The 21,399-nt window shown below is 70.0% G+C and carries 26 protein-coding genes and 1 pseudogene; 13 read left to right on the top strand and 14 right to left on the bottom strand.

The annotated features are described in order from the left end of the window. The 3 genes and pseudogenes from Q8Q88_RS12910 to Q8Q88_RS12900 form a co-directional block, all read right to left on the bottom strand. A pseudogene (locus Q8Q88_RS12910) lies at window positions 1–237 on the bottom strand (hypothetical protein); the annotation flags it as partial. 235 nt (window positions 238–472) lie between these two features. Continuing rightward, window positions 473–772: an antibiotic biosynthesis monooxygenase gene (locus tag Q8Q88_RS12905; protein WP_305675593.1), complete on the bottom strand. Its 300-nt coding sequence runs from the start codon at window positions 770–772 to the stop codon at window positions 473–475. A gap of 9 nt (window positions 773–781) precedes the next feature. Beyond that, complete coding sequence (locus tag Q8Q88_RS12900) at window positions 782–1,600, bottom strand: dienelactone hydrolase family protein (protein WP_305675592.1); 819 nt, start codon at window positions 1,598–1,600, stop codon at window positions 782–784. Window positions 1,601–1,689: 89 nt separating this feature from the next. On the opposite strand from Q8Q88_RS12900, the gene Q8Q88_RS12895 reads away from it, so the two are divergent. After that, entirely contained in the window at window positions 1,690–2,646 is a 957-nt protein-coding gene (locus Q8Q88_RS12895) for a GlxA family transcriptional regulator (RefSeq protein WP_305675591.1), read from the top strand. Here Q8Q88_RS12895 and Q8Q88_RS12890 read toward each other — a convergent pair. Next, entirely contained in the window at window positions 2,643–3,413 is a 771-nt protein-coding gene (locus Q8Q88_RS12890) for a PEPxxWA-CTERM sorting domain-containing protein (RefSeq protein ID WP_305675590.1), read from the bottom strand. The genes Q8Q88_RS12895 and Q8Q88_RS12890 overlap by 4 nt on opposite strands. 186 nt (window positions 3,414–3,599) lie before the next feature. Next, on the bottom strand, window positions 3,600–4,196 hold the full coding sequence (locus Q8Q88_RS12885; RefSeq protein ID WP_305675589.1) for a CAP domain-containing protein: 597 nt from the start codon (window positions 4,194–4,196) through the stop codon (window positions 3,600–3,602). Between the two features lie 130 nt (window positions 4,197–4,326). Between Q8Q88_RS12885 and Q8Q88_RS12880 the strand changes: the two genes are divergently transcribed. The 6 genes from Q8Q88_RS12880 (at window position 4,327) to Q8Q88_RS12855 (ending at window position 9,272) form a co-directional block, all read left to right on the top strand. Further along, complete coding sequence (locus Q8Q88_RS12880; protein WP_305675588.1) at window positions 4,327–5,058, top strand: NYN domain-containing protein; 732 nt, start codon at window positions 4,327–4,329, stop codon at window positions 5,056–5,058. A 286-nt stretch (window positions 5,059–5,344) separates the two neighbouring features. After that, the gene (locus Q8Q88_RS12875) at window positions 5,345–6,937 is read left to right on the top strand and encodes a hypothetical protein (protein WP_305675587.1); all 1,593 of its coding nucleotides are present in this window, start codon (window positions 5,345–5,347) and stop codon (window positions 6,935–6,937) included. A gap of 79 nt (window positions 6,938–7,016) precedes the next feature. After that, the gene (locus tag Q8Q88_RS12870) at window positions 7,017–7,616 is read left to right on the top strand and encodes a sigma-70 family RNA polymerase sigma factor (protein ID WP_305675586.1); all 600 of its coding nucleotides are present in this window, start codon (window positions 7,017–7,019) and stop codon (window positions 7,614–7,616) included. Window positions 7,617–7,697: 81 nt separating this feature from the next. After that, complete coding sequence (locus tag Q8Q88_RS12865) at window positions 7,698–8,078, top strand: nuclear transport factor 2 family protein (protein ID WP_305675585.1); 381 nt, start codon at window positions 7,698–7,700, stop codon at window positions 8,076–8,078. A 112-nt stretch (window positions 8,079–8,190) separates the two neighbouring features. Continuing rightward, window positions 8,191–8,523, top strand: a complete 333-nt coding sequence (locus Q8Q88_RS12860) for a helix-turn-helix transcriptional regulator (protein ID WP_305675584.1) — start codon at window positions 8,191–8,193, stop codon at window positions 8,521–8,523. Beyond that, window positions 8,520–9,272, top strand: coding sequence for a type II CAAX prenyl endopeptidase Rce1 family protein (locus Q8Q88_RS12855; protein ID WP_305675583.1), 753 nt, complete (start codon window positions 8,520–8,522; stop codon window positions 9,270–9,272). The genes Q8Q88_RS12860 and Q8Q88_RS12855 overlap by 4 nt, the downstream gene beginning before the upstream one ends. On the opposite strand, the gene Q8Q88_RS12850 is transcribed toward Q8Q88_RS12855, so the two are convergent. Next, the gene (locus tag Q8Q88_RS12850; RefSeq protein WP_305675582.1) at window positions 9,269–10,036 is read right to left on the bottom strand and encodes a PEPxxWA-CTERM sorting domain-containing protein; all 768 of its coding nucleotides are present in this window, start codon (window positions 10,034–10,036) and stop codon (window positions 9,269–9,271) included. The genes Q8Q88_RS12855 and Q8Q88_RS12850 overlap by 4 nt on opposite strands. Window positions 10,037–10,270: 234 nt before the next feature. Between Q8Q88_RS12850 and Q8Q88_RS12845 the strand changes: the two genes are divergently transcribed. Then, window positions 10,271–10,681: a hypothetical protein gene (locus Q8Q88_RS12845; protein ID WP_305675581.1), complete on the top strand. Its 411-nt coding sequence runs from the start codon at window positions 10,271–10,273 to the stop codon at window positions 10,679–10,681. 6 nt (window positions 10,682–10,687) lie between these two features. Here the strand turns inward: Q8Q88_RS12845 and Q8Q88_RS12840 are convergent, their stop codons facing one another. Both Q8Q88_RS12840 and Q8Q88_RS12835 read right to left on the bottom strand, forming a co-directional pair. Next, the gene (locus Q8Q88_RS12840) at window positions 10,688–11,203 is read right to left on the bottom strand and encodes a histidine phosphatase family protein (RefSeq protein WP_305675580.1); all 516 of its coding nucleotides are present in this window, start codon (window positions 11,201–11,203) and stop codon (window positions 10,688–10,690) included. Between the two features lie 55 nt (window positions 11,204–11,258). Further along, on the bottom strand, window positions 11,259–12,158 hold the full coding sequence (locus Q8Q88_RS12835; RefSeq protein ID WP_305675579.1) for a LysR substrate-binding domain-containing protein: 900 nt from the start codon (window positions 12,156–12,158) through the stop codon (window positions 11,259–11,261). 100 nt (window positions 12,159–12,258) lie between these two features. On the opposite strand from Q8Q88_RS12835, the gene Q8Q88_RS12830 reads away from it, so the two are divergent. Together Q8Q88_RS12830 and Q8Q88_RS12825 are read left to right on the top strand one after the other, a co-directional pair. Then, window positions 12,259–12,438: a hypothetical protein gene (locus Q8Q88_RS12830; RefSeq protein WP_305675578.1), complete on the top strand. Its 180-nt coding sequence runs from the start codon at window positions 12,259–12,261 to the stop codon at window positions 12,436–12,438. Window positions 12,439–12,768: 330 nt separating this feature from the next. After that, on the top strand, window positions 12,769–13,119 hold the full coding sequence (locus Q8Q88_RS12825) for a DUF1428 domain-containing protein (protein WP_305675577.1): 351 nt from the start codon (window positions 12,769–12,771) through the stop codon (window positions 13,117–13,119). A 178-nt stretch (window positions 13,120–13,297) separates the two neighbouring features. Here Q8Q88_RS12825 and cysK read toward each other — a convergent pair whose 3' ends face one another. The 5 genes from cysK to Q8Q88_RS12800 all read right to left on the bottom strand — a co-directional run bounded on the left by cysK (window position 13,298) and on the right by Q8Q88_RS12800 (window position 17,094). Further along, complete coding sequence (gene cysK / locus Q8Q88_RS12820) at window positions 13,298–14,353, bottom strand: cysteine synthase A (protein ID WP_305675576.1); 1,056 nt, start codon at window positions 14,351–14,353, stop codon at window positions 13,298–13,300. Between the two features lie 262 nt (window positions 14,354–14,615). After that, complete coding sequence (locus tag Q8Q88_RS12815) at window positions 14,616–14,876, bottom strand: hypothetical protein (protein WP_305675575.1); 261 nt, start codon at window positions 14,874–14,876, stop codon at window positions 14,616–14,618. Window positions 14,877–14,959: 83 nt separating this feature from the next. Then, window positions 14,960–16,240, bottom strand: coding sequence for an amidohydrolase family protein (locus tag Q8Q88_RS12810; RefSeq protein ID WP_305675574.1), 1,281 nt, complete (start codon window positions 16,238–16,240; stop codon window positions 14,960–14,962). A 233-nt stretch (window positions 16,241–16,473) separates the two neighbouring features. Beyond that, on the bottom strand, window positions 16,474–16,731 hold the full coding sequence (locus Q8Q88_RS12805; protein WP_305675573.1) for a DUF3297 family protein: 258 nt from the start codon (window positions 16,729–16,731) through the stop codon (window positions 16,474–16,476). 75 nt (window positions 16,732–16,806) lie between these two features. Then, complete coding sequence (locus Q8Q88_RS12800) at window positions 16,807–17,094, bottom strand: hypothetical protein (RefSeq protein WP_305675572.1); 288 nt, start codon at window positions 17,092–17,094, stop codon at window positions 16,807–16,809. Window positions 17,095–17,210: 116 nt separating this feature from the next. Between Q8Q88_RS12800 and Q8Q88_RS12795 the strand changes: the two genes are divergently transcribed. Together Q8Q88_RS12795 and Q8Q88_RS12790 are read left to right on the top strand one after the other, a co-directional pair. Next, window positions 17,211–17,597, top strand: a complete 387-nt coding sequence (locus tag Q8Q88_RS12795) for a hypothetical protein (RefSeq protein WP_305675571.1) — start codon at window positions 17,211–17,213, stop codon at window positions 17,595–17,597. Between the two features lie 60 nt (window positions 17,598–17,657). Then, entirely contained in the window at window positions 17,658–18,890 is a 1,233-nt protein-coding gene (locus tag Q8Q88_RS12790) for a cytochrome P450 (RefSeq protein ID WP_305675570.1), read from the top strand. A gap of 121 nt (window positions 18,891–19,011) precedes the next feature. On the opposite strand, the gene Q8Q88_RS12785 is transcribed toward Q8Q88_RS12790, so the two are convergent. Further along, complete coding sequence (locus Q8Q88_RS12785) at window positions 19,012–20,358, bottom strand: PLP-dependent aminotransferase family protein (protein ID WP_305675569.1); 1,347 nt, start codon at window positions 20,356–20,358, stop codon at window positions 19,012–19,014. A gap of 69 nt (window positions 20,359–20,427) precedes the next feature. On the opposite strand from Q8Q88_RS12785, the gene Q8Q88_RS12780 reads away from it, so the two are divergent. Continuing rightward, window positions 20,428–20,844 (top strand): DUF983 domain-containing protein, encoded by a 417-nt coding sequence (locus Q8Q88_RS12780; RefSeq protein ID WP_305675568.1) that lies wholly within the window; start codon window positions 20,428–20,430, stop codon window positions 20,842–20,844. Window positions 20,845–21,399: the final 555 nt, after the last annotated feature.

Raw genomic sequence — 21,399 nt, 5'->3', positions numbered from 1 at the left:
GGAGAAGACCTTGGTGGTCGAGGCCGCGGCTTCGGAGACCCCTTCGATCAACCCGACCATGGCGACGCTGGCGCCGAGCGTGCCCACCAGGAACACGGGCAACAGGCTGTGGATCATCTCCGAGGAGATATCCATGAACATGGAGACGAAGCCGATCGCCCAGACGCCGCGGGGGACCGCTCGCAGACCGCGTGAGGTTGAAGCATTGGCCGTGAGCGTTTCGCCATCCTGCTTCATGCGGCCGTCCTCAGTTGTTTCGTGGGCGCGCTGAAGACGCCCTACGCGTAGGCGTCGGGCAGAGCCTCGCAGGCGCTCAGCCGCGTCTCGGCGTCCGCCCGCAGCGTGTCGCGCGCCGATGCCCTTGATCTTCCGCGACAACGCAAAAACTCTAAAGCAACCTATGAGGAGGCGATGACGGACGCCACGTGAAGGCGCCGAATTTCAGCGACAGCGGCCCTGCCCGGTTTCCCGGCTAAAGGTCGCCGCGGTCGCGTTCGTCGAGATAGATGAACCGCGGCGCGCGGACGCCCGCCTGGCGGCGGATCTCGACCAACTCCGGCGACTCGAAGAAACGCCGGGCGGCGTCCAGGCTACGCCAGCGTGAGATGTGCGCGACCTGGTTGGCGTCGCTGTCGGCGCTGAGGACCTGGAAGCTGAGCTCGCCGGCGGCCTTGCGCAGATCCGCGGCGGCGTCGAACACCGCCTTCCACGCCGCGTAGTCGTCCACCTCATGGAGGATCAGGACGTAGGACTCGGAGTCGGAAGCGGGCATGGGCGGGTCTCAGGCTTGGAGCCGATGTCGGAAGAAGGCGAGGATCTCGTCGCGAGCGGCGATGGTCGGCTGGCCCGCCTCATCGATCAAGTGAGCGGTGACCACGCTGTGGGGGAAGGCCACGTGGCGCTGGAAGAAGGACGGCGGATCGGTGTGGGCCGCGCTGTCGGGCAGGACGCGGCCGACGAAGCGTTCGCCCAGCGCCTGGGACAGGGCTGCGAACCGCTCGGCGCGACAGACCTGGTCGCCGGCGAAGCGGTAGGCCAGGACGGTGAGGTCGTCGGCCTCCAGGCGGTCGCCGATCGCGGCGACGTCGTCGGGCGCGATGTCCAGGCCGCCGGGCTCGTCGAGCGGCAGGGAGGGCTGGGAGAGCACTGGGGCCAGGACCGCGGGCTCCAGCATCATGGTCAGCGCGAAATTGCCGGTGAAGCACATGCCGATGGCGCCCACCCCCGGGCCGCCGCAGGCCGCGTGGGCGTGGCGGGCCAGGGCGCGCAGCCACCGGGTGACCGGGGCGGTGTGGCCGGCGCCGAAGGCGCGGAACTCGGCGCTGACGCAGGCCCGGCGGAAGACGACCGCACCCTCGTCGGCGTCCGGGACCGCCCCGTCGCGGCCGAACAGCGAGGGCATGTAGACAGTGAAGCCAGCGTCGCGGACCCAGCGGGCGAAGCGGGCCACCTGCGGGCTGATGCCCGGCATCTCGGTCATGACGATCACCGCCGGGCCGGTCCCGGCCACATGGACGCGCTTGGCGGCGTCCTCGAAGGTGAACTCACGGCGCTCGAAGTCCTCCAGGGGATCGTCCTGCGTCATCGTCCGGTGGGGCATGGGCGGGGTCCTTTCGTCGCGGTGAGGTTTGCGCGGGGCCGGGCCGGGCGGTAGGGTCGAATACGACACCTTTCAGGGATAATTCGCCAATGACCCGAGTCCGCGTCCTGGCGCTGCCGGACGGCATGGCCTCAAGCCTCGCCATCACCCTCGACGCGCTCGAGACCGCCAACCAGGTGAGCCTGAACGGCGGGCGCCGTGCGCCGTTCGAGGTGACGACCCTGCGCACGGGCCGGGCGACGGTGGCGTTCGAGCCGGGGGACCTGCTGATCATCCCCGGCCTGGGCGTACGCTCCGAATCCGAGCTGTTGGCTCGGCTGGCGACCCCGGCCGTGGAGCGGGCCGCCGGGATCGCGGCGAAGGCCCGGGCGGCCGGGGCCTCGATCGCCGCCTCCTGCGCCAGCACCTTCATCCTGGCCCAGGCGGGACTGCTGTCGGGGCGGCGAGCCACGACCACCTGGTGGCTGGCGCCGGCCTTCCGCCGGCTGCACCCCGAAGTGGAGCTGGCGGCTGACCAGATCGTGGTGGCCGACTGGCCGATCGCCACGGCGGGGGCGGCGATGGCGCAGATGGACCTGATGCTTGCGGTGATCGCCAGGTTCGCCAGCCCCGGCCTGGCCGACGCGTGCGCCCGCTACCTGCTGCTGGACCAGCGACGCTCCCAGGCGCCCTACATGGCGGTGAGCTTCCTGGCGGGGCAGGACGCGCTGATCGCCCGGGCCGAGGCCTGGGCGCGCGCCAACATCGCACGCGACTTCGGCATGGACGAGCTGGCGGCCGCGGCGGGCCTGGCCCCGCGCACCTTCGCGCGGCGGCTGGCGGCGGTCTGCGGCCTCTCGCCGGTCAGGTTCGCCCAGCGCATCCGGATGGAGGCGGCCGAGCGGCTGCTGGAGACCACGCGGCTGAGCGTCGACGAGGTGGCGCGCCGCGTGGGCTACGCCGAGCCCTCGACTCTGCGGCGGCTGATCCGACGGGAGGCCCGGCGGTCCCCGGCCGAGCTGAGGCGCCGGCCGCATGGCGCGGGGCGGGCGGCTACGGCGAATTAACTGACCGCGACGTGGCCGGACCTGCGCGTCCGACGCAGGGCGGCGCCGGAGAGGCCGAAGCCGACGATCATCATGGCCCAGCTGGCGGGCTCTGGCACGCCGGTCGGGACTTGAACGATGGCCGGGTCGTAGGTGTAGACGACGCGCAGGTCGCCGTCCCAGTTGAGCTCGGCGCTCGAGGTGAGGATGCTGCCGCCGGTCATTCCGTAGATCACGGTGTCCAGGTCGATGATCGACTTGAGCCCGAGGTCCACGCCGCCCGGAGCCAGGAAGGGGTTCAGGTCCAGGGCCGCGACGTCGAAGCCGAAGCTCTGAATGGCCTTTGTCCCGTTGAGGCAGAAGGGGGCGCCCTGGGTTAGGCAGTAGATGTTATCGTCGAGGAAGAAATAGCTGCCCGCGGTCCACACGGACTGGCCGCCGAACTCGACGGAACTGGAATAGTCGAGGTCCGTCGCGTAGGCGGAGCCGCCGCCGACGATGCTGAGCCCGCCGCTGAAGTCCTGGGTGGACGCAAGCTGCACCCGCACGCCGGTCAGGGTTCCCAGGGTCTGATCGAACCCGGCGAAGTGGACCTGGGTCTCGAGGGTTCCGGCCCGGACGAACTCGGTGACGCCGATGTCGGCCGGCGGCTTGTGCTGGATGACCTCGGCATGGGGCGCGCGGTCGAAGCTCGCCGACTGGATGACTGTCGCCGCCTGGCTCGGCGTCGCGCAGATAAGCGCCGCGCCGAACAGCGCCGCCGCCGAAGGCTTCACACTTGCAAGCATATGCCGGTCGCTCCCCCGAGACGGCCGACCTGGCCGCCAATCCAACGCTTGAGGGCGGGCCCCACGGACCCGACGGTCCGACCCCACAACCCAGCACTGTGGAGCTTAAGCCACGGGATTTCGGCGGAGTCCATCGTTCGGCGAGCTTTGGTCCCCAAACACTCAGGGCGCCGAAACCGGCGGCGCCTAGCGCTGCACGAAGGCCCCGGCGTAGTCGATGACGCACATGGCGCCGTGGACGGCGTGCGGGCCGCAGGCGATGCCGGCGGCCTGGTAGGACCGGCGGAAGATGTCCTTGCGGTGGCCGCGGCCGGGGACTCCGCTATCGACCACCAGCTGGATCACCACGTCGCGGGGATTGTCGTAGCCGTAGGAGAGGCTCTCGGCGGTGAGCCCGGCATAGACTCCGTGGCGCTGCAGCCGAGGGCCCAGCGCATCGGGACCTCGGCCGTGGCCCTCGTCGCCGCGCCGGGACTGGGCGCCGACGAAGGCGTGGGCGGCGGCGGCCAGGCCTTGGTCATGGCGCAGGGGCGGCAGGGGCGGCTGGGCCTGTAGGAAGGCTACGGCCTCGTGCAGGGCGTCCTCGTCGGCATAGCCGACACTGGCCAGGCCGCCGCCGTACTGGCGCTCGGAGGCGGCGGTGCGCAGTTCGCGGGCATATTGGGCGGGGTTGGCGCGGGCGTAATTGATCTCAGCCAGGACGTCGTCTTCGAACTCCCCGGCGGCGGCCGGGAACGGGGCGGCGAGGGTGAGGAGGAGGGCAAGACGAAGGGCTGCGCGCATACTGGCGTCTCGTCGATCAAGCGTCCCCCGGGGAGGGTGTAGCAGCGGCGCGGTTAAGTTGGGGTTGCGGCATAGCGCGCCTCGGCGGCCGGGGCTAAGGCTGTGAGCACACGCCCACGAAGGATATCCCATGTCGAACGAGAGCCGCGCCCCGCGCCTGGCGGTGCTGATCGACGCGGAGAACGCCTCGGCCCGCATCGCCGAGGCCCTGTTCACCGAGATCGCCACCATCGGCGAGGCCAGCGCCCGGCGGATCTATGGCGACTTCTCCAGCGCCCAGATGAACCAGTGGACCAAGGTCCTGGCGCGGTTCGCCATCCAGCCGCAGCAGAACTTCGCCAACACCAAGGGCAAGAACGCCGGCGACATCGCCCTAGTCATCGACGCCATGGACCTGCTGAACGCCGGGCGCTTCGACGGCTTCTGCCTGGTCTCGTCGGACAGCGACTTCACGCGGCTGGCCTCGCGCATCCGGGAGGAGGGGGTCTCGGTCTACGGCTTCGGCGAGCAGAAGACGCCCGAGAGCTTCCGCCAGGCCTGCACGCGGTTCATCTATACCGAGAACCTGACCGCGCCCCTGGCCGAGCCCGCCGCCAAGGGCGCGAAGGCCGCCCCGCCGTCGCCGGCCAAGCGCAAGGCCATCGAGGCCGTGCCGCTGATCGAGACGGTGATGGCCGACATCGACGACGACGAGGGCTGGGCCACGGTCAGCGCCATCGCCAACCGCCTGCGCAACGCCTATCCGGACTTCGACCAGCGGACCTATGGCTTCGCGAAACTCTCGGACCTGATCCGGGCGACGGGGAAGTTCCAGGCCCAGGCGCTGGTGGGCGGCGGGTCGGTAAGGGTGCGGAAGAAGTAGGGGGCGGACGAGGGCTTCGGAAATCGGGGTGATCGAGCCCGGAACGCGGAAAGGGCCCGGCCTCCCCCAGAGACCGGACCCTAGGCGCGGGCGCGCCCGTGGGGCGGCGGCGCTCCGCGCCCGATCGCCACAATTCGCAACTTCGCGAAAAGTTCTCGGCCCGAGGACGCGTTTTAATACAATGGCTTCGGATGCGATTTAGGCCGGCCATGGGCACCAGCGAGGTTGCAAACACCCCGCATTGGTCGGAGGCTGCCCCGCCGGGTTCGCCGGCTGGAGATCTCCGATGAAGGCCCTGCTGTTCGCCGCCGCCATCGTCGCCTGCGCGAGCTCCGCGCGGGCGCAGCATGAGCACCATGCCGCCGAACTGGGCGAGGTGGCGTTCGCGACCTCCTGCCGGCCGCAGGCGCAGGCGACGTTCAACCGGGCGATCGCCTGGCTGCATTCCTTCGAATACGAGGAGGCCGAGAAGAGTTTCCTCGAGGCGGCGGGCGCGGACCCGAACTGCGCCATGGCCCAGTGGGGCGTGGCCATGAGCCACTACCATCCGCTCTGGGCGCCGCCTGGGCCCGGGGAGCTGGCGAAGGGCGCCGACGCGGTCGCCAAGGCCCAGGCCCTGGGCGCGCCGACCGAGCGGGAGCGGGACTATGTGGCGGCCATGGCGGCCTTCTATCGGGACGCCGGCACGGTGGGCCACGGGCCCCGCGTGCTGGCCTATGTGGACGCCATGCGCGGGCTGCACAGCCGCTATCGCGACGACCAAGAGGCGGCGGTGTTCTATGCCCTGGCCCTGATCGCGGCCGGGACCATGGACAATGACGAGAGCTTCGCGCGGGAGAAGGAGGCCGCCGGGCTGCTCAACGCGGTGCTGGCGCGTCAGCCGCGCCATCCGGGCGTCTCACACTATCTGATCCACAGTTACGACTACCCGCCGCTGGCGCACCTGGCCCTGCCCGCGGCGCGCAGCTATGCCGGGATCGCGCCGGCCTCGGCCCACGCCCAGCACATGCCCTCGCACATCTTCACGCGGCTGGGCCTGTGGAAGGAGGCCATCGCCTCGGACCTGAAGGCGGAGGCGGCGGCCAAGGCCCATGCGGCGCGCAACAAGATGCCCGGCGCCTGGGACGAGCAGCTGCACGCCATGGACTACCTGGCCTATGCCTATCTGCAGCTGGGCGACGACGCCAAGGCGCGCGGGGTGCTGGACGAGCTCAATGGGATCGCGCGGGTCGACCCGCCGAACTTCAAGGTCGCCTATTCCATGGCGGCGATCCCGGCGCGCTACGCCCTGGAGCGGCGGCGGTGGGATGAGGCGGCGGCCCTGGCGCTGCCCCCGGAGTCCGTGACGGCCGTGCCTTGGGCGCGATTCCGCTGGGCGCAGGCCCACATCCACTTCGCCCGCGCGGTCGGCGCGGCGCGCTCCGGCAAGGTCGAGCTGGCGCGGGCGGAGGTCGCGCGGCTGGACGAAATCGTGAAGGCCCTGCCGGCGAAGCCGGGGGAGTATGACTGGGGCAAGCAGGTCGATATCGAGCGCCAGATCGCCGCGGCGTGGCTGGCGAAGGCGGAGGGACGGGGCGATGAGGCCGTGGGCCTGATGCGCGCCGCCGCCGACCTGGACGACGCCACGGAGAAGCACCCGGTGACGCCGGGCCAGATCCTGCCGGCCCGCGAACAGCTGGGCGAGCTGCTGCTGGAGCTGAACCGGCCGGCCGAGGCCCTGGCGGCGTTCGAGGCCTCGCTGACCCGGGCGCCGGGACGGTATGGCGGGCTCTCCGGCGCGGCCCGGGCCGCGGATCTCGCCAAGGACCCGGCCAAGGCGGCCCGCTACCGCGCGCTGACGCCGTCCTGCGGCGCCGGATGCGCGCGGCCGGCGGTCTAGGCGCGCGCTCCAGAAATTTTGGTCAACAAGCGGAGCCATTCGGTTCGGGGGGCGTTTCAGTCCGTACGGAGGACCAACAATGACCAAGACCACGACCACGTGTGACGGGCCGACGAACGACTTCCGGACCGACCTGATCGGCCTCATCCCCCATATGCGCGCCTTCGCGCGGTCGCTGTGCAACGACCGGACCTATGCCGACGACCTGGCGCAGGACGCCCTGGCCAAGGCGCTGGCGTCGGAGAAGAGCTTCACCATGGGGACCAACATGAAGGCCTGGGTCTTCATGATCCTGCGCAACCAGTTCTATTCCGACATGCGACGCGCCTGGCGCTCGCAGCCGCTGGATCCCGAGGTCGCCGAGCGGACCCTGGTCTCGATCTCCGACCCGGCCGCCGGCCTGGAGCTGGACGAGCTGCGCCGGGCGCTGGCCATGCTGCCGGCCGACATGCGCGAGGCCCTGATCCTGGTGGGGGCGGGGGGCATGTCCTACGAGGAGGTCAGCGCGATCAGCGGCGTGGCGGTCGGCACGGTGAAGAGCCGGGTCAGCCGGGCGCGCGACCGCCTTGCCCTGATCTACGCCGAGGGCGAGATCGGCGGCGACGACGGCCTGCCGAGCGGCGCCATGGCGGCGATCATGGCCCAGCTGGACAGCTATTCTCGGGCCCACGCGGCTTAGGGGCTCCGGGGGGCGAAAACCAATTCCTTTCCGCAAGGGACACCGGCCATGGTGGGCGCGACCCATCCGGAGGCCCCGCCCATGACCGCGCTTTCCCGCTGGCACGACCTGATCGAGGCCTCCGACCCCGCCGGGCTGCTGGACCTCATCGCCGAGGGGGCGGTGTTCGAGAGCCCCATCGTGCACACGCCCCAGGTGGGCAAGGCGATCACCATCAAGTACCTGGCCTCGGCCCTGCGCCTGCTGAACAACGGCACGTTCCGCTATCTGGGCGAATGGCGGGCGGAGGGTTCGGCGGTGCTGGAGTTCGCCTGCGAGGTGGAGGGAGTGGCGATCAACGGCGTCGACATGATCTGGTGGAACCCGGCCGGGCAGATCACCCGGTTCAAGGTGATGGTGCGACCGCTGAAGGCCGTCAACATGCTGCATCGGGCCATGGGCGAGATGTTGGCGCGGGGCTAGGCCCGGCCACCTCGTGATCCAGGCGCACGGCGATGCCCGGGCGCGCGACCTGTGATTGTCCATTTCGCCTAACAGGCGAGGTTGACTTCGACGCCTGGGGGCGTAGGCGTCGATGATGGTTAACGAATCCAAACTCGACCGAACCTTCGCGGCCCTGTCCGACCCGACCCGGCGCGCCTTGCTGGCGCAGCTGCGCCAGCGGCAGGGCATGTCGGTCTCCGAACTCGCGGCGCCCTTCGCCATGTCGCTGCCCTCGGTGATGAAGCACCTGGACGTGCTGGCGGACGCCGGCCTGATCAGCCGCAGCAAGACCGGCCGCAAGGTCACCTGCCGGCTGACGCCGGGGCCCATGCAGGACGCCGTGGGCTGGCTGGCCGAGTATGAGGTTTGCTGGGAGCCAGACCCGCCGGCCGTCACCTTTGGGGAAGAGCGCGAGCGGCTTTGAGGCTCGCGGCTCGCGCGCGGTTCGCCGCCTTCGTCCTGGCGGTTCTGGCCCTGCCGGGCGGGCTGATGGCGCTGGGCGACCCGCGGATGGTCGACCTGGGCAAGCTGGCCATGATCCTGAGCCCCGGCCTGGCCGGACTGATCCTCAATCGCGGGCTGGGCGAGGGCGGAGCCAAGCCCCGCTGGACCTGGGTCGCGGCGGCGGCCGGCGTCTCGTTGGCGGTGGCCGGGCTGGCCCTGATCGCGGCGCTGGTCTCGGGCGTGGGGGCCTGGCCCGGAGCGATCCCGGCGCGGACCTTGGCGGCGCTGATGGGCGCCGGGGCGTTTACCAGCGTGCTGGAGGAGCTGGGCTGGGCCGCCGGCGGCCTGGCGCTCGCGGTCAAGGCCTTCGGCCGCCGGGCAGGCGTGCCGGTCCTGGGCGTGGTCTGGGCGGCCTGGCACCTGATCCCGGCGATGCTGAAGGTGGGGCTGTTCCCGGACCTGGAGGCCGCGCCGCCGGCCATGCTGGCCGCCTTCGTTGCCGGCTGCCTGGTCTATCGCGAGCTGCTGACCCGGCTGCGCGAGCGGGCGAGGACGTGGTGGGCGGCGGCGGCCGGCCACGCGGCGCCCAACATCTTGCTGGCCGCGGTGGTCGCGGCCGGCGGATTCGACCTCAGCCGAGGCTGGTGGTTCTTCCCGGCCCCAGGCGGGCTGGTGTTCCTGGGCCTGGCGCTGGGAGCGGTGGCGCTGCTGCGGCGCAAGCGGCTCTAGGCGGCGACCGCGCGGCGGCGCAGGGCCGCGCCGGCCAGGCCGAAGCCCATGATCATCATGGCCCAGGTTGAGGGTTCGGGAATGCCGACGATCCTAGCGCCGTCGAAATCCCATACGCCCCGAAAGCCTTGGGTATAATAGGTGCTCGTATAGGTTGGCGCCTTGATCCAGAAGTCGCTGGTGGCGGTCCAATTGCCCCTTCCGTCGCAGTCATAGGATTCGGAGTTGCTCTGCCTCAAGCAGTAGCCGTGCCAGCCTATGTAGTCGGTGGCATCTGGCCCCGGGTCCATGCTCGATCCAAGGTCATAGTCCGGGCCGATATCGAAATCACTTGGCGCGGACGTTCCGATCAATCCGATCACCGTAGATCCTTTGTAAAGGATGGCGGCGTCCGTCACGAAGCGGGTTTCGTCCGTGTGACTACAACCCGGCCCGAATTCCGCTTCGCAGTTGGTCTCGAAATACTGAACGGCGATGGGCTCGTGGTCGTATATGTCGGAGAATGGCATCGTGAACCCGTTCGACGAGACATGCAGGGCGCTCATCGGGGCGAGCGAATAGCCGGTTTTCCCCAACTGAATGGCCTTATAGGGATCGAACGTTATGAGCGCCGTGACGGGATCGCCCAGCGACAGATGGGGGTCGACATACGGGTAACCCAGTTCAGCGACAAGCTGGCCCTGAACGACCACCGATGCGCTAGAAGCCGATCCGGCCCAGGCGAGGAGAGCAGCTGCGGCAACCGGCGCGACAAGCTTCGACATTGGACAACTCCCTAAGGTAGAGCGACCCTTCGCCGCTGGTGGCGACGTGTCAATCAAGTCCGATGCGATCAGGCCAAGGCCGCGGTGAACCGCCGAATCGCCGTCGTGTTGCGGCAAGATTGGGCGATGGGCTCCATGCGACGATTAAGTCGGCGCCGCGTCATGCCTTCGCCGTCATTTATGCGTTATGGGCGGAGACAGGCCGCGGGGCGCGGCCGACAGCTGGAGCGAAACGTGAGCAGATTTTCGACCGTGATCGTGGCGGCGGGCCTCCTGGCCCTGGGCGGTTGCGGAGAGGCCGGCAAGAGCGCCGGCGCCGGACAGGACAAGTATGCGGGCCTCGACGTGGCGATCCGCGGCTGGCACGACGCGATCGTGGCCTCCGACGCCGAGTGCAAGGCCAAGGACGGCAAGGGCTGCCAAGCCTTCGAGGTCGCCTGCAAGGGCGAGCGCGAGATCGCCCCGGCCGAGCAGGCCAAGGGGGTCTCGACCAAGATCGTCGTGGCCATGAGCTGGGAAGGCTGGGACGAGGCCCGGGCCGAGTACCGCTCGCAGTCCGGCTTCGCGGAATTCAACAAGGTCGATGGCGCCTGGACGCGCACCAAGGTGGGCCCTGTGAACCTGGCGAGCTGCGCGGCGATCTAGAGGATCTCAGCAGGCCGAGGTGGGGGCGCCGTAGCGCGCATGGACCACCTTGGGCGCGCCGGCCCCGAGCTGGATGACGGTCATGCGGTCGAAGTCGCACTCGGTGAGCGGCTGCGGATCGGCGTCGCCGAGCGCGCGGGCGATTTCCGGGACGGTGTTGCTGTGGCCGACCACCAGGACGGTGGCCGTCGCCGGGGCCTGGCGGGCCAGGGCGGTGACGGCGGCGACATGGGTCGGCTGGCCGCCGTCGAAGCCGATGTTGGTGACGGTGAGGCCAGCCGCGGCGGCGGTGGGCTGGGCGGTGGACCGGGTGCGCTTCAGCGGCGTGGCGATCACGGCGGTGACGCGGGCGGCCTTCAGCGCCGAGGCCAGGGCCAGGGCGCGGGCTTCTCCAGCGCTCGACAGGGCCGGGTCGGACGAGGCGTCGGCCTTCTCACCGTGTCGGACGATGACGATGGTCTGGGCGTAGGCAGGCGCGACGGATATCAGCGCCGCCGCCAGGGCGATCAGGCTGGTCCTCATGAACGGCTCCGGTTGTTGAGGGTGCAGGATAGAACCACGACGCTCGCCGCCTGGTCTACTCTGGCAGGTCGGCGACGCAGGCCAGCAGCCAGTCGCGGAAGGCGACGATCTTGGCGGAGCGGCGACGGTCCTTCGGATAGGCCAGCCAGTAGCCGCCGCCCAGCGGCATGGTGGCCCTGAACGGCCGCACCAGCCGCCCGGCGGCGATCTCGGTCTGGAAGAGGATCGGCGAGCCCAGCGCCACGCCCTGGCCGGCCAGGGCTGAGGCGACCTCCAGGGTCTGGGTGTCGGCCATGAGGCGCGGCGGCGATGCGCTCGGTCCCGGGGTTGTCACGCCCGCGAAATGGAACCAGGTCGCCCACTCGTCGGGCGAGCCGATGCGCGGCGCGGCCAGCAGGTCCTCGGGCTTGTCCAGCCCGCCGAGGCCCTCGAGCACCTGCGGGGTGCAGAGCGGCGTCTGCTCGGACGGGAAGAGGAAGTGAGCCTCCAGGCCCGGCCAGTCGCCATAGCCGCCGCGCACCGCCACATCCATGTTCTCGTGGATCAGGTCCACCAGCCGGCCGCTGGCCTCAAGCCGCACAGCGAGCTTCGGGTGGGCGACCTGGAAGGCGCCGATCCGCGGCGCCAGCCACTGGGTGGCCAGGGTCTGCATGGTGGTGATGGCCACCACCCCCTCGCCGGTCTCGGTGAGGTCGTCCAGCGCCGCGCGTAGCAGGTTCACCGCCTCGCTGGCGGCGCGGGCCAGTCGCTGGCCGGCGGCGGTCAGCACGACCTCGCGCGGCAGGCGCTGGAAGAGGGCCTGGTCCAGCCGGCGCTCCAGGGCCTTCACCTGCCAGCTCACCGCCGCCTGGGTGACGCCCAACTCCTCGGCGGCGCGGGTGAAGCTCTTCAGGCGCGCGGCGGCCTCGAAGATCCGGATGGCGCTGAGCGGGATGGTGGCGAGGATGTCCGACATAAGCAGCCCTAATGCATAGAGCAGGAGGACGCGTTTGTCACGAGGCGGCCGCGGGGCGATCTTCCCCATGCCCGGAAAGGGATGTGGACGGAGAAGGACGATGGAAGAGCTGAGCCGGTTGCATAAGGACGTTCCCTTTGGCTGGGCCGCCCTGCTGCAGGATTTCCTGGCCGCGCGCGCGTCGCGGCGGCGGGCCCGCGCGGTCCAGGGCCCGTGGAGCGAGGGCGTGAACACCCCGGCCATGCCGGGCGATCTGCATCATTTGGCCGGGCCGCACTGAACCGCTTCGCGAATTGACGTCTCTGGATCCTTCTCCCCTTGTGGGAGAAGGTGGCCCCGCGACAGCGGGGTCGGATGAGGGGTCGATAGGCCTATCCGGCGAGTGGCGGCGCAGCCGCGCACGTCCGAGTTCGATTCCGGCTTCACCGCGCGCCAGCCTCAGAGTTCTGAGAAACCCCTCATCCGACCTTGCTCCGCAAGGCTACCTTCTCCCGCAAGGGGAGAAGGGCGCGAGTCACCTGCTGGTTGGGGGCGAAAATTCACTGGCCCTTGTCGGAACGCTCTCCCGGCGCGCGTCCTATGGACGAAGCGACCAATGCGGAGATGCAAGATGTCCTATGTCGACGGTTTCGTCCTGGCGGTCCCGAAGGCCAATATCGAGGCCTATAAGGAGATAGCGCGTCTCGCCGGGGAGGTCTGGAAGGAGCATGGCGCACTATCCTATGTGGAGTGCATCGGCGACGACGTGCCGATGGGCGAGCTGACCTCGTTCCCCCAGGCCGTCCAGGCCAAGGACGATGAGATCGTGGTGTTCTCCTGGATCACCTACGCCTCGCGCCAGGCGCGCGACGAGATCAACGCCAAGGTGATGGCCGACCCGCGCCTGAAGGGGCCCGCCGATTGCCCGTTCGACAGCAAGCGCATGATCTTCGGCGGGTTCGAGAGCTTCACGGAGCTGTAGGGGCGACGGGCGAGACAACGCATTCCACCCTCAGGATCGTCATCCTCGACCGCGCGATGCGCGGGTCGGGGATCCATACGCTCCGGGTTGACGGCACATCCGCTGACTCGGAGTTCATGGATGGCCGGGACTTTCGCCCGGCCATGACGAGCGTGGGTGGGTCGGCCGACGGCGCCCCTCAGGCCGGCGCCGGGACGTCGGCGAACATCGGGGACGAACGGGCGATCTCGAGCTCCTCGGGAGTCATCTCGATGGAGACGTCGGCGAACAGCGGAGTCGAGAGGTAGCGCTCACCGGTGTCGGGCAGCATGCAGAGGATGTTGGCCCCCTGCGGCGCGTCCCGCGCGATGCGCAGCGCGCCGGCCAGGGTGGCGCCGGCGGTGATGCCGACGAAGACGCCTTCCTTCTGCGCCAGGTCCTTGCTGCGCCCCATGGCGTCGGCCATCTCGATGGGCAGGATCATGTCGGCGAGGCCCATATCCACCGCGTCCCCGGTCAGCTTGGGGATGAAGTCCGGGGTCCAGCCTTGCAGCGGATGGGGCTTCCAGGCCGGGTGGCCCTCGGACGCCGAGCCGTCGGGGTTGCGGGCCTGGCGCGCGCCGCTGCCGAGCAGGGGGGCGTCCTGCGGTTCGCACACCACGATCTTGGTCTCGGGGCGTTCCTGGCGCAGCACGCGGCCCACGCCCTTCAGCGTGCCGCCCGTGCCGTAGCCGGTCACCCAATAGTCCAGGCGCTCGCCTTCGAAATCGCGGAGGATCTCGCGCGCGGTGGTGGCCGAGTGGGTGTCGGGATTGGCCTCGTTCTCGAACTGGCGGGTCAGGAACCAGCCGTGTTTCTGGGCGAGCTCGACCGCCTTGGCGACCATGCCGGTGCCGCGATGCGCGGCGGGGGTGAGCACCAGCTTGGCGCCCAGGAACCGCATCAGCTTGCGCCGCTCGACGCTGAAGCTATCGGCCATGACCACCACCAGGGGGTAGCCTTTCTGGGCGCAGACCATGGCCAGGCCGATGCCGGTGTTGCCGCTGGTGGCCTCGATCACCGTCTGGCCGGGCTTCAGCGCGCCGGATTTCTCGGCCGCCTCGATGACCCCCAGCGCCAGGCGGTCCTTGACCGAGCCCAGCGGGTTGAAGGCCTCCACCTTGGCGTAGAGGTTCACATGGGGCGGAGCCAGGCGGTTGATCCGCACCACGGGGGTGTCGCCCACCGTCTCCAGGATGTTTTGAAACTTGGCCATGCGGCGGATCTCCCTCGAACGCGGCGAGTGAGCGCTCGCCGAGGCGAGAGAGTCAATCGACCAAGCGTAACCGATGAGCGCCCAGGTCATCCCCCCGATGCTTGTCATCCTCGACCGCGCGGAGCGCGTGTCGGGGACCCATACGCGCTGGGTTTTCAGACAAATCCGCTGACTCGGAGATCATGGATGGCCGGGACTTGCGCCCGGCCATGACGAGCGTTTGGGGGGTGGGTTCGTGCAAGCGCGCCAGGAAGCGCCGACCTCAGAGCCGCGAGGCGAGATAGGCGGTGAGCGCGGGGATGGCCAGCAGGATGGCGACGTTCAGGACGACATAGCTCACAGCCAGCATGGGCCGGCCGCGGCGATGAGACCGCAGGGCCATCTCGCTCAGGACGCCGGTGATCGGTCCGAACACCACCCAGGGCGACAGCCGCAGAAGCATCATCCCGGCGCGTTTCGAGATGTCCGCTCTGGTGGCGGCGGGAGGTTCGTGCGCAGGGCCGCTGAGAAGCACGTCAGCCATTCCGTTCCGCGCCTCTCACTGTGACACAACTTGTCCAGGCGCAGCGGCGGCGTCGCAGATGTCATGCCAGCGGAGCGTCCTGTTTACGGAATATTCACCAGATTTCCGCCCTTGACGACTCCCTTCACGCGGGTGAGCGTCTCGATGTCGGTGAGCGGGTCGCCCGAGACGGCGATCATGTCGCCGTAGTGGCCGGGGCTGAGGGCGCCGACATTGGCGCTGGCGCCCATGAGGGCGGCGGCGACCGTGGTGGCCGATTGGATGGCCTGCATGGGCGTCATGCCGTAGCGGACCATGTAGGCGAACTGCCGCCCGTTCAGGCCGTGGGGATAGACCCCGGCGTCGGTCCCGTAGCTGAGCTTGACCCCGGCCTTAACCGCCTTGCGGAAGCCCTGGCGCTGGAACTCGGTGGTCTCGGTGTTCTTGCGCAGGTACTCGGCGGGCCAGCCCTCGCGGCGGCCGACTTCGTCGATCCAGTCGCCGTCATAGATGTCCATGTCCAGCCAGACGCCCTTGGCCTTGGCCAGCGCTATGCCTTCGTCGTCGATCAGGGAGGCGTGCTCGATGGAGCGGGCGCCGGCGCGGATGGCGGCCTTGATGCCCGCCGCGCCGTGGGCGTGGGCGATGCAGTAGCTGCCGTGGGCGGCGGCCTCGTCGCAGGCGGCCTTCATCTCGGCTTCGCTGAGCTCGAGCTGGCCGGGTTCGCTGCCGATGGCCAGGACCGCGCCGGTGCCGATGAGCTTGATGAAGTCGGCCCCCTGCTGGAGCAGGTAGCGCACCCGGTCGCGGGCCTCGCCGGGGTTGCGCACCTCGCCCAGCTTGAAATCGGCCGGAATGACCACGTCGGGCGCCGCGCCGGTCACGGCCCCGCCTCCTCCCGGGACGGTGATATAGGCGCCGGCGACCTTCATGCGCGGGCCCTCGACCTGGCCGGCCTCGATGGCGTCGCGCAGGGCCACGTCGCTGAGGCCGCGATAGACGCCCGCGTCGCGGACGCTGGTGAATCCGGCCCGCAGGGTGACGCGGGCGGTTTCGGCGCCCTTGAGGATGGTGGCGGTCGCCGAGTGCTTCAGGGGCTCGGCGGGATCGCTGGTGGTCCCATAGCCGTCGGCGACGTGGGTGTGCATGTCGATCAGGCCCGGCAGGACGGTGTAGGCCGACCAATCAATGAGGCGGCCATCGGCGGGCGCCAGGGTCCAGGCGGTGACCGCGGCCACGCGGCTGTCGACCACCTTGATCAGTTGGTCGGCCTGGACGACACCCTTCTCGGGATCGATGAGCTTGCCGGCGCGGACATAGACCGTCTCGGCCCGGGCGGCGGTCGCCGCCAGCGCCATAGCCAGGATCAGACCCCAAGCCCTCATCGATTCTGCTCCGAGAACACCACGCTGAAGTGGGGACCGTTGGGCGCGCGAAATCAAGCTGGCGCACCTATTGGCCTGCCCGGTGGGCCCGGCCGCCAATGTCCAGGAGAGGGAAACCACGAACCACACGAACCACACGAACGTGCAGCCTCGCGGCCGATGGAGGTCGGCTCCGTTCGTGTCGTTCGTGAGGTTCGTGGTTCGAATCCGGCTTCGCCGGAGCAACGGACGGCCTAGTCTTCGGGGGCCGTCGCGATGTCCTGGAAGTAGGGGACGACTTCGCCCTGCAGCTTCACGGTCATGGCGTTGCCCTTGCGGTCGACGGTCTTGCCGACGCTGAGGCGGACCCAGCCTTCGCTGACGCAATATTCGTCGACATTGGTCTTCTCGACGCCCTTGAAGACGACGCCCACCCCGCGCTCGAGGGCCGCGGCGTCGTGGAAGGGGCTGTTCGGATTGACCGAGAGGCGGTCGGGGGGCGTGTCGCTCATGTCCGCCGTTTAGCGCCCCGAGCGGCGGAAGCCAAGGCGAAGGCGCCCGGCGTGAGCCGGACGCCAGCCAATGTCCTACTTCTTCTCGATGGCCTCGGCCTTGGCGTCGGCTGCCTGCTCGGTGGCGTCGGCCTGGGTGCGCATGGAGTCGGCCTGGGCTTCGGCGTTGGCCTCGGCGGGGCCGGTCATGGCGCCGGCCTGCGCGTCGGCGGCGTCGGCCTTATTCTCCAGGGCGTCGGCCTTGAGCTCGCCCTGGGCCTCGATGGCGTCGGCCTGGGCGATGGCTTCCTTCTCGGCGGACCTGGAGCAGGCGGCGAGCGAGAGGGCGGCGAGGGCGGCGAGGGCGAGGATGGCGAGGCGCATGACGACTTCCTTGTAGCGATCGAAGTCCTAAGCGCGCGAGACCGCTCGAGGTTCACCCGTCAATCGAACCTTAAAGTCCGACTCCCAGGATGGGTCGACCGAGATGGGAGACCGCTATGTCCGTCACCAGGACCTCGAGCGTCAGACGCGCCATCGACCACTTCGAGCCCGACGCCATGCTCGATCCGCAGGCCCAGCGCCGGTTGCGCGGGCAGATGGAGCGGATCGACTACACCGTCTACGCCTCCAACCAGGAGGTCATCGCCCATGTGCTGGGCCATGCCGACGCCGGCAAGTTCCAGCGCCTGGCGGTGGCCGCGGCCATCGCCCGGGCCCAGTGGGTGGCCGCGGCGCTGGCCTGCACCGAGACCTCCCAGCCCCCGAACCCTGAGCAGGTGAACCGCCTGGCGGAGATGCGCCTGGCCTTCGAGGAGTTGACCGAGGCCTATGAGGCGCTGCGGCGCATGGTCGAGCGGGGCTACCTGCCGTACCGGGCCGGGTAAATTTCCTAGACCGCCGCAAGGGAACCCGGCCTATCCTCCAAGCCAACGGTGGAGGACGAGATGGCCGACCAAGCCCTTCCGACGGTGTTCGAGCTGACGCCGCTCAATCCCGCCTATCGCGCAGACCCGCATGTCCTGCTGGACGACCTGCGCGCCCGCTGCCCGGTGCATCGCGACACCGCCTCGGGCAGCGTGGTCCTGACCCGCTACGCCGACGTGCGCGGCATGGTGTCGGACCGCACCCTGTGGCGCGATCCGATCCGGGCCGACGGGAAGTCCTTCCTGTCGCGCAGTCTGGTGGAGGCCGACGCCGATCCGGACAATCGCGGCGAGACCACCAGCATCCTGCTGCTGGACGACCCCGACCACGCGCGCATCCGCCAGCCCCTGACCCAGGCGCTGTACGCCCGGGTGGCCAAGTTCCGGCCGGAGGTGGAGCGGATCGTCGACGAGGTCCTGGATCGCATCGAGCCCGGCGCGCCCTTCGACCTGATGACCGCCTTCTGCGTGCCGATCCCCATCGACGTGATCGCCTCGATCCTGGGGGTCGACCATGACCGGTTGGCGGAATTCCGGGTCTGGTCCGAGGACGTGATCCAGAGCCTCAACCCGTTCCGCACCGAAGCGCAGACGGTCCGGATGGAGGCCTCGAGCGCCGCGCTCACGGCGTACTGGACGCAGACCATCGCGGCGCGCAAGGCCGCGCCCCGGGACGACCTGATCTCGGACATGACGCGGCTGCAGGCCGACGGCGCGCCGATCAGCGACATCGAGCTGCGGATCAATCTGGGCGCCCTGCTGGTGGGCGGCAACTTGACCACCACCGACCTGATCGGCAACGGGGTGCGGCTGCTGCTGACCCACCCTGAGGAACTGGCCAAGCTGAAGGCCGATCCGGGCCTGGTGAGCGCGGTGGTCGAGGAGACCTTGCGCTACGAGCCGCCGGTGGACATCACCGGCCGGGTCGCCTCGCGCGACATGGAGGTGGGCGGCTGCCCGGTGGCGGCGTCGGAGTCCTTCATGTTCTCGCTGCGGGCGGCCAATCGCGACCCGGAGGCCTTCGAGGACCCGCACCGCTTCGACGTGGCGCGCAAGCACAAGCCGCACGTGGCGTTCGGCGGCGGGGCGCACATCTGCATCGGCGCGCCCCTGGCCCGGCTGGAGGCCCAGGTGGCCCTGGTGCGGCTGTTCGACCGGTTCCCGGACCTGCGGCTGGCCGATCCCGCGGCGGAGCCTGTGTGGCGGACCCTGCCGTTCTTCCGCGGGCTGGAGCGGTTGGAGGTGATGGGGTAGGGCGGTTGCTCCTCCTACTAGTCACCGTTCATCCCCGCGAAAGCGGGGACCCAGGCGTTTGTTGTCAGCGCCGAAAGAGCGGAAAAAACCTAGGTCCCCGCTTTCGCGGGGATGAACGGAACTATTGGATAAGCGCCGCCACGGCCTGCAGGGCCTGGGCGAGGACCTCGCGGCGGGCCTGGCCGCCGAGGGAGATGCGCAGGCCGTTGCGCGAGGTCGGGCCCACGGCGAAGGACTCGGCGGTGACCAGGGAGAGGCCGCGCTGGGCGGCGCTGGCGCGCAGGCTTGCCGGGTCGCGGCCCTGCGGCAGGTCCAGCCAGACATGCACGCCGTCGGGACCGCCGACCGCTTGGGGCAGGATCTCGCGGGCCAGGGCCTGGCGGGCGCGGGCCTCGGCGCGGATGGCGGCCAGCAGGTGTTCGGCGGCGCCCTCCCGGATCCAGGTGGTGGCCACGGCGGCGGTGAGCGGCGAGGCCATCAGGGAGAGCGCGCGCAGGGCGAGCGCCAGGCGCTGGGCGGCCGCAGCGTCGGGGGCGGCGACGAAGGCGGTGCGCAGGCCGGGCGACAGGGCCTTGGACAGGGTCGCCACGTGCCAGACGTTCTCCGGATCGAGGGAGGCCAGGGCGGGCAAGGGTGTTCCCGGCAGCCGGCCATAGGCGTCGTCCTCGACGATGGGGAGGCCGGCCGCGCGGGCGATGCGCGCCACGTCCTGGCGCCGCGCCAGGCCCATGGTGGTGGCGACGGGGTTCTGCAGGGTGGGGATCAAGTAGATGGCCTTGGGGCGATGCTCGGCGCAGAGCCGTTCCAGGGCCTCGGGCTGCATGCCTTCGCCGTCGATGGGGCAGAGGACCAGGCGCAGGCCGAGGTGGGCGGCCAGGGCCAGGGCGCCGGGATAGGTCAGGGGCTCGACCACCAGGGCGTCGCGGGGGCGCATCAGGGTGGTGAACAGGGCGGCCAGCGCCGTCTGGGCGCCGGGGGAGACCAGGATGCGGTCGGGAGCCACCTCGCCTACGGTCGGGGCCAGCCAGGCGGCGCCGGCCGTGCGCTGGGCCAGCGACCCCGCGCCGGGGTGGTAGGCCATAAGCGCGGCCGGATCGGTGCGGTCGAGGACGGCGCGGCTGGTCTCCTTCAGCATCCGGCCAAGCGAGAGGTCGAGCGGCGGCGGGGGCAAGTTCATCGAGAGATCGACCAGGCCGGCCTCGTCCTCGGCCGCGCGACCGCGCACGAAGGTGCCGCGACCCACCGCCCCCTCCACCAGGCCTCGCGCCCGGGCCGCGGCATAGGCGCGGGTGACGGTGGTGAAGTCGACGCCGAGCTGGGCGGCCACGGCGCGCTGCGGCGGAAGCTGCTCGCCCGCCTGAAGTTCGCCGTCGGCGATGGCGGCGGCCAGCGCCTTGAGGATGGCCAGGTAGATCGGGCCCTCGTCGCGGTCGATGCGGCTCAGCCAGCGGGCGGTGGGGAGGCTCATGGTTGCAAGTCCAGCGAGGAATACATACATTACTAGTCAATTGTATGTATCAATTCAAGGATTGTCTGCATGCCCCACAACCCGCCGCTGCCGATCGTCTCCGGCCTGCGCTGCCGCTGCCCGCGTTGCGGCGAGGGCAGGCTGTTCGCCGGCTTCCTGACCGTGGCCAAGTCCTGCGACCGTTGCGGCCTGGACTATGGCTTCGCCGATCCGGCCGACGGCCCGGCCTTCTTCGTAATGAGCGGGGTCGGTATCGTGGTCATCGCCCTGTTCACCTGGGCCGAGGTCGCCTGGCATCCGCCGATCTGGGCGCATCTGTTGACCACTTTCCCGGCGCTGATCGTGGGCTGCCTGGCCAGCCTTAGGCCGGTGAAGGCCTGGCTGGTGGCCTCGCAATATTTCCACAAGGCCGAGGAGGCGCGGTTCTCCAGCCTGGGCGGCCACGGCGAGGGCGGTTTCGGCCTGCGCGGCCGGGCCCGCGATTAAAGTTCCGACGTCACGGAACGCACGCGAGGCTCGCGTATTCATGTGGTGCGAAGGCTTGGTCGCCCCCGACACCGCCTTCGCTTGAGCCCCGGATCTCCCCAAGAGCGCCGGGGCTCCCTCATGCCTGCGACAATCTCGCGGCTTGGCGAACACCGTCATATCCGCCACAAACACGCCATGTTTTGAAGACGTGGCGCCTCGGGGCGACAAGGTCTGCCTGTGGGGACAGGCGAGGGCGCTTCCGGCACGGCCGGAAGCGCCCTCTTCGTGTCTGGGGGGCGGATGGACGACAGGCTTGGCCGGCCCAGTCTCCTCCTCTCCACCCGTCCTTCGGGGGGAGAGGGTAGGGTGAGGGGGGCGTTTCGGCCGCACTGAGCTGGTTGATGGACCGCAGAGCGCCGCTTCGCGCCGCATCCCCTCACCCTACCCTCTCCCCTTTCGAGGCAGGGCTATCGCATATGGCCGAGGAGTGAGAGGAGGAAGGCGTCGTCCCATCCGGCTCGCTTGATCTTGCCCTTGATTGAGCTTTTCTCGGGGTGCTGGCGCAGGATGTTG

Source organism: Phenylobacterium sp. (assembly GCF_030697925.1).
Classification (GTDB): Bacteria; Pseudomonadota; Alphaproteobacteria; order Caulobacterales; family Caulobacteraceae; genus Phenylobacterium.
This window is presented reverse-complemented; position numbering and strand designations above follow the sequence as displayed.

What these genes read in the sequence shown, in the direction of transcription:
- Q8Q88_RS12815 (WP_305675575.1), bottom strand. Translation starts at nt 14,876, where the DNA reads ATGGCTGACGTGCTTCTCAGCGGCCCTGCGCACGAACCTCCCGCCGCC.
- Q8Q88_RS12905 (WP_305675593.1), bottom strand. Translation starts at nt 772, where the DNA reads ATGCCCGCTTCCGACTCCGAGTCCTACGTCCTGATCCTCCATGAGGTG.
- Q8Q88_RS12795 (WP_305675571.1), top strand. Translation starts at nt 17,211, where the DNA reads ATGTCCGTCACCAGGACCTCGAGCGTCAGACGCGCCATCGACCACTTC.
- Q8Q88_RS12870 (WP_305675586.1), top strand. Translation starts at nt 7,017, where the DNA reads ATGACCAAGACCACGACCACGTGTGACGGGCCGACGAACGACTTCCGG.
- Q8Q88_RS12835 (WP_305675579.1), bottom strand. Translation starts at nt 12,158, where the DNA reads ATGTCGGACATCCTCGCCACCATCCCGCTCAGCGCCATCCGGATCTTC.
- Q8Q88_RS12860 (WP_305675584.1), top strand. Translation starts at nt 8,191, where the DNA reads ATGATGGTTAACGAATCCAAACTCGACCGAACCTTCGCGGCCCTGTCC.
- Q8Q88_RS12785 (WP_305675569.1), bottom strand. Translation starts at nt 20,358, where the DNA reads ATGAGCCTCCCCACCGCCCGCTGGCTGAGCCGCATCGACCGCGACGAG.
- Q8Q88_RS12825 (WP_305675577.1), top strand. Translation starts at nt 12,769, where the DNA reads ATGTCCTATGTCGACGGTTTCGTCCTGGCGGTCCCGAAGGCCAATATC.
- Q8Q88_RS12810 (WP_305675574.1), bottom strand. Translation starts at nt 16,240, where the DNA reads ATGAGGGCTTGGGGTCTGATCCTGGCTATGGCGCTGGCGGCGACCGCC.
- Q8Q88_RS12865 (WP_305675585.1), top strand. Translation starts at nt 7,698, where the DNA reads ATGACCGCGCTTTCCCGCTGGCACGACCTGATCGAGGCCTCCGACCCC.
- Q8Q88_RS12880 (WP_305675588.1), top strand. Translation starts at nt 4,327, where the DNA reads ATGTCGAACGAGAGCCGCGCCCCGCGCCTGGCGGTGCTGATCGACGCG.
- Q8Q88_RS12900 (WP_305675592.1), bottom strand. Translation starts at nt 1,600, where the DNA reads ATGCCCCACCGGACGATGACGCAGGACGATCCCCTGGAGGACTTCGAG.
- Q8Q88_RS12885 (WP_305675589.1), bottom strand. Translation starts at nt 4,196, where the DNA reads ATGCGCGCAGCCCTTCGTCTTGCCCTCCTCCTCACCCTCGCCGCCCCG.
- Q8Q88_RS12780 (WP_305675568.1), top strand. Translation starts at nt 20,428, where the DNA reads ATGCCCCACAACCCGCCGCTGCCGATCGTCTCCGGCCTGCGCTGCCGC.
- cysK (WP_305675576.1), bottom strand. Translation starts at nt 14,353, where the DNA reads ATGGCCAAGTTTCAAAACATCCTGGAGACGGTGGGCGACACCCCCGTG.
- Q8Q88_RS12830 (WP_305675578.1), top strand. Translation starts at nt 12,259, where the DNA reads ATGGAAGAGCTGAGCCGGTTGCATAAGGACGTTCCCTTTGGCTGGGCC.
- Q8Q88_RS12890 (WP_305675590.1), bottom strand. Translation starts at nt 3,413, where the DNA reads ATGCTTGCAAGTGTGAAGCCTTCGGCGGCGGCGCTGTTCGGCGCGGCG.
- Q8Q88_RS12805 (WP_305675573.1), bottom strand. Translation starts at nt 16,731, where the DNA reads ATGAGCGACACGCCCCCCGACCGCCTCTCGGTCAATCCGAACAGCCCC.
- Q8Q88_RS12895 (WP_305675591.1), top strand. Translation starts at nt 1,690, where the DNA reads ATGACCCGAGTCCGCGTCCTGGCGCTGCCGGACGGCATGGCCTCAAGC.
- Q8Q88_RS12800 (WP_305675572.1), bottom strand. Translation starts at nt 17,094, where the DNA reads ATGCGCCTCGCCATCCTCGCCCTCGCCGCCCTCGCCGCCCTCTCGCTC.
- Q8Q88_RS12850 (WP_305675582.1), bottom strand. Translation starts at nt 10,036, where the DNA reads ATGTCGAAGCTTGTCGCGCCGGTTGCCGCAGCTGCTCTCCTCGCCTGG.
- Q8Q88_RS12790 (WP_305675570.1), top strand. Translation starts at nt 17,658, where the DNA reads ATGGCCGACCAAGCCCTTCCGACGGTGTTCGAGCTGACGCCGCTCAAT.
- Q8Q88_RS12840 (WP_305675580.1), bottom strand. Translation starts at nt 11,203, where the DNA reads ATGAGGACCAGCCTGATCGCCCTGGCGGCGGCGCTGATATCCGTCGCG.
- Q8Q88_RS12875 (WP_305675587.1), top strand. Translation starts at nt 5,345, where the DNA reads ATGAAGGCCCTGCTGTTCGCCGCCGCCATCGTCGCCTGCGCGAGCTCC.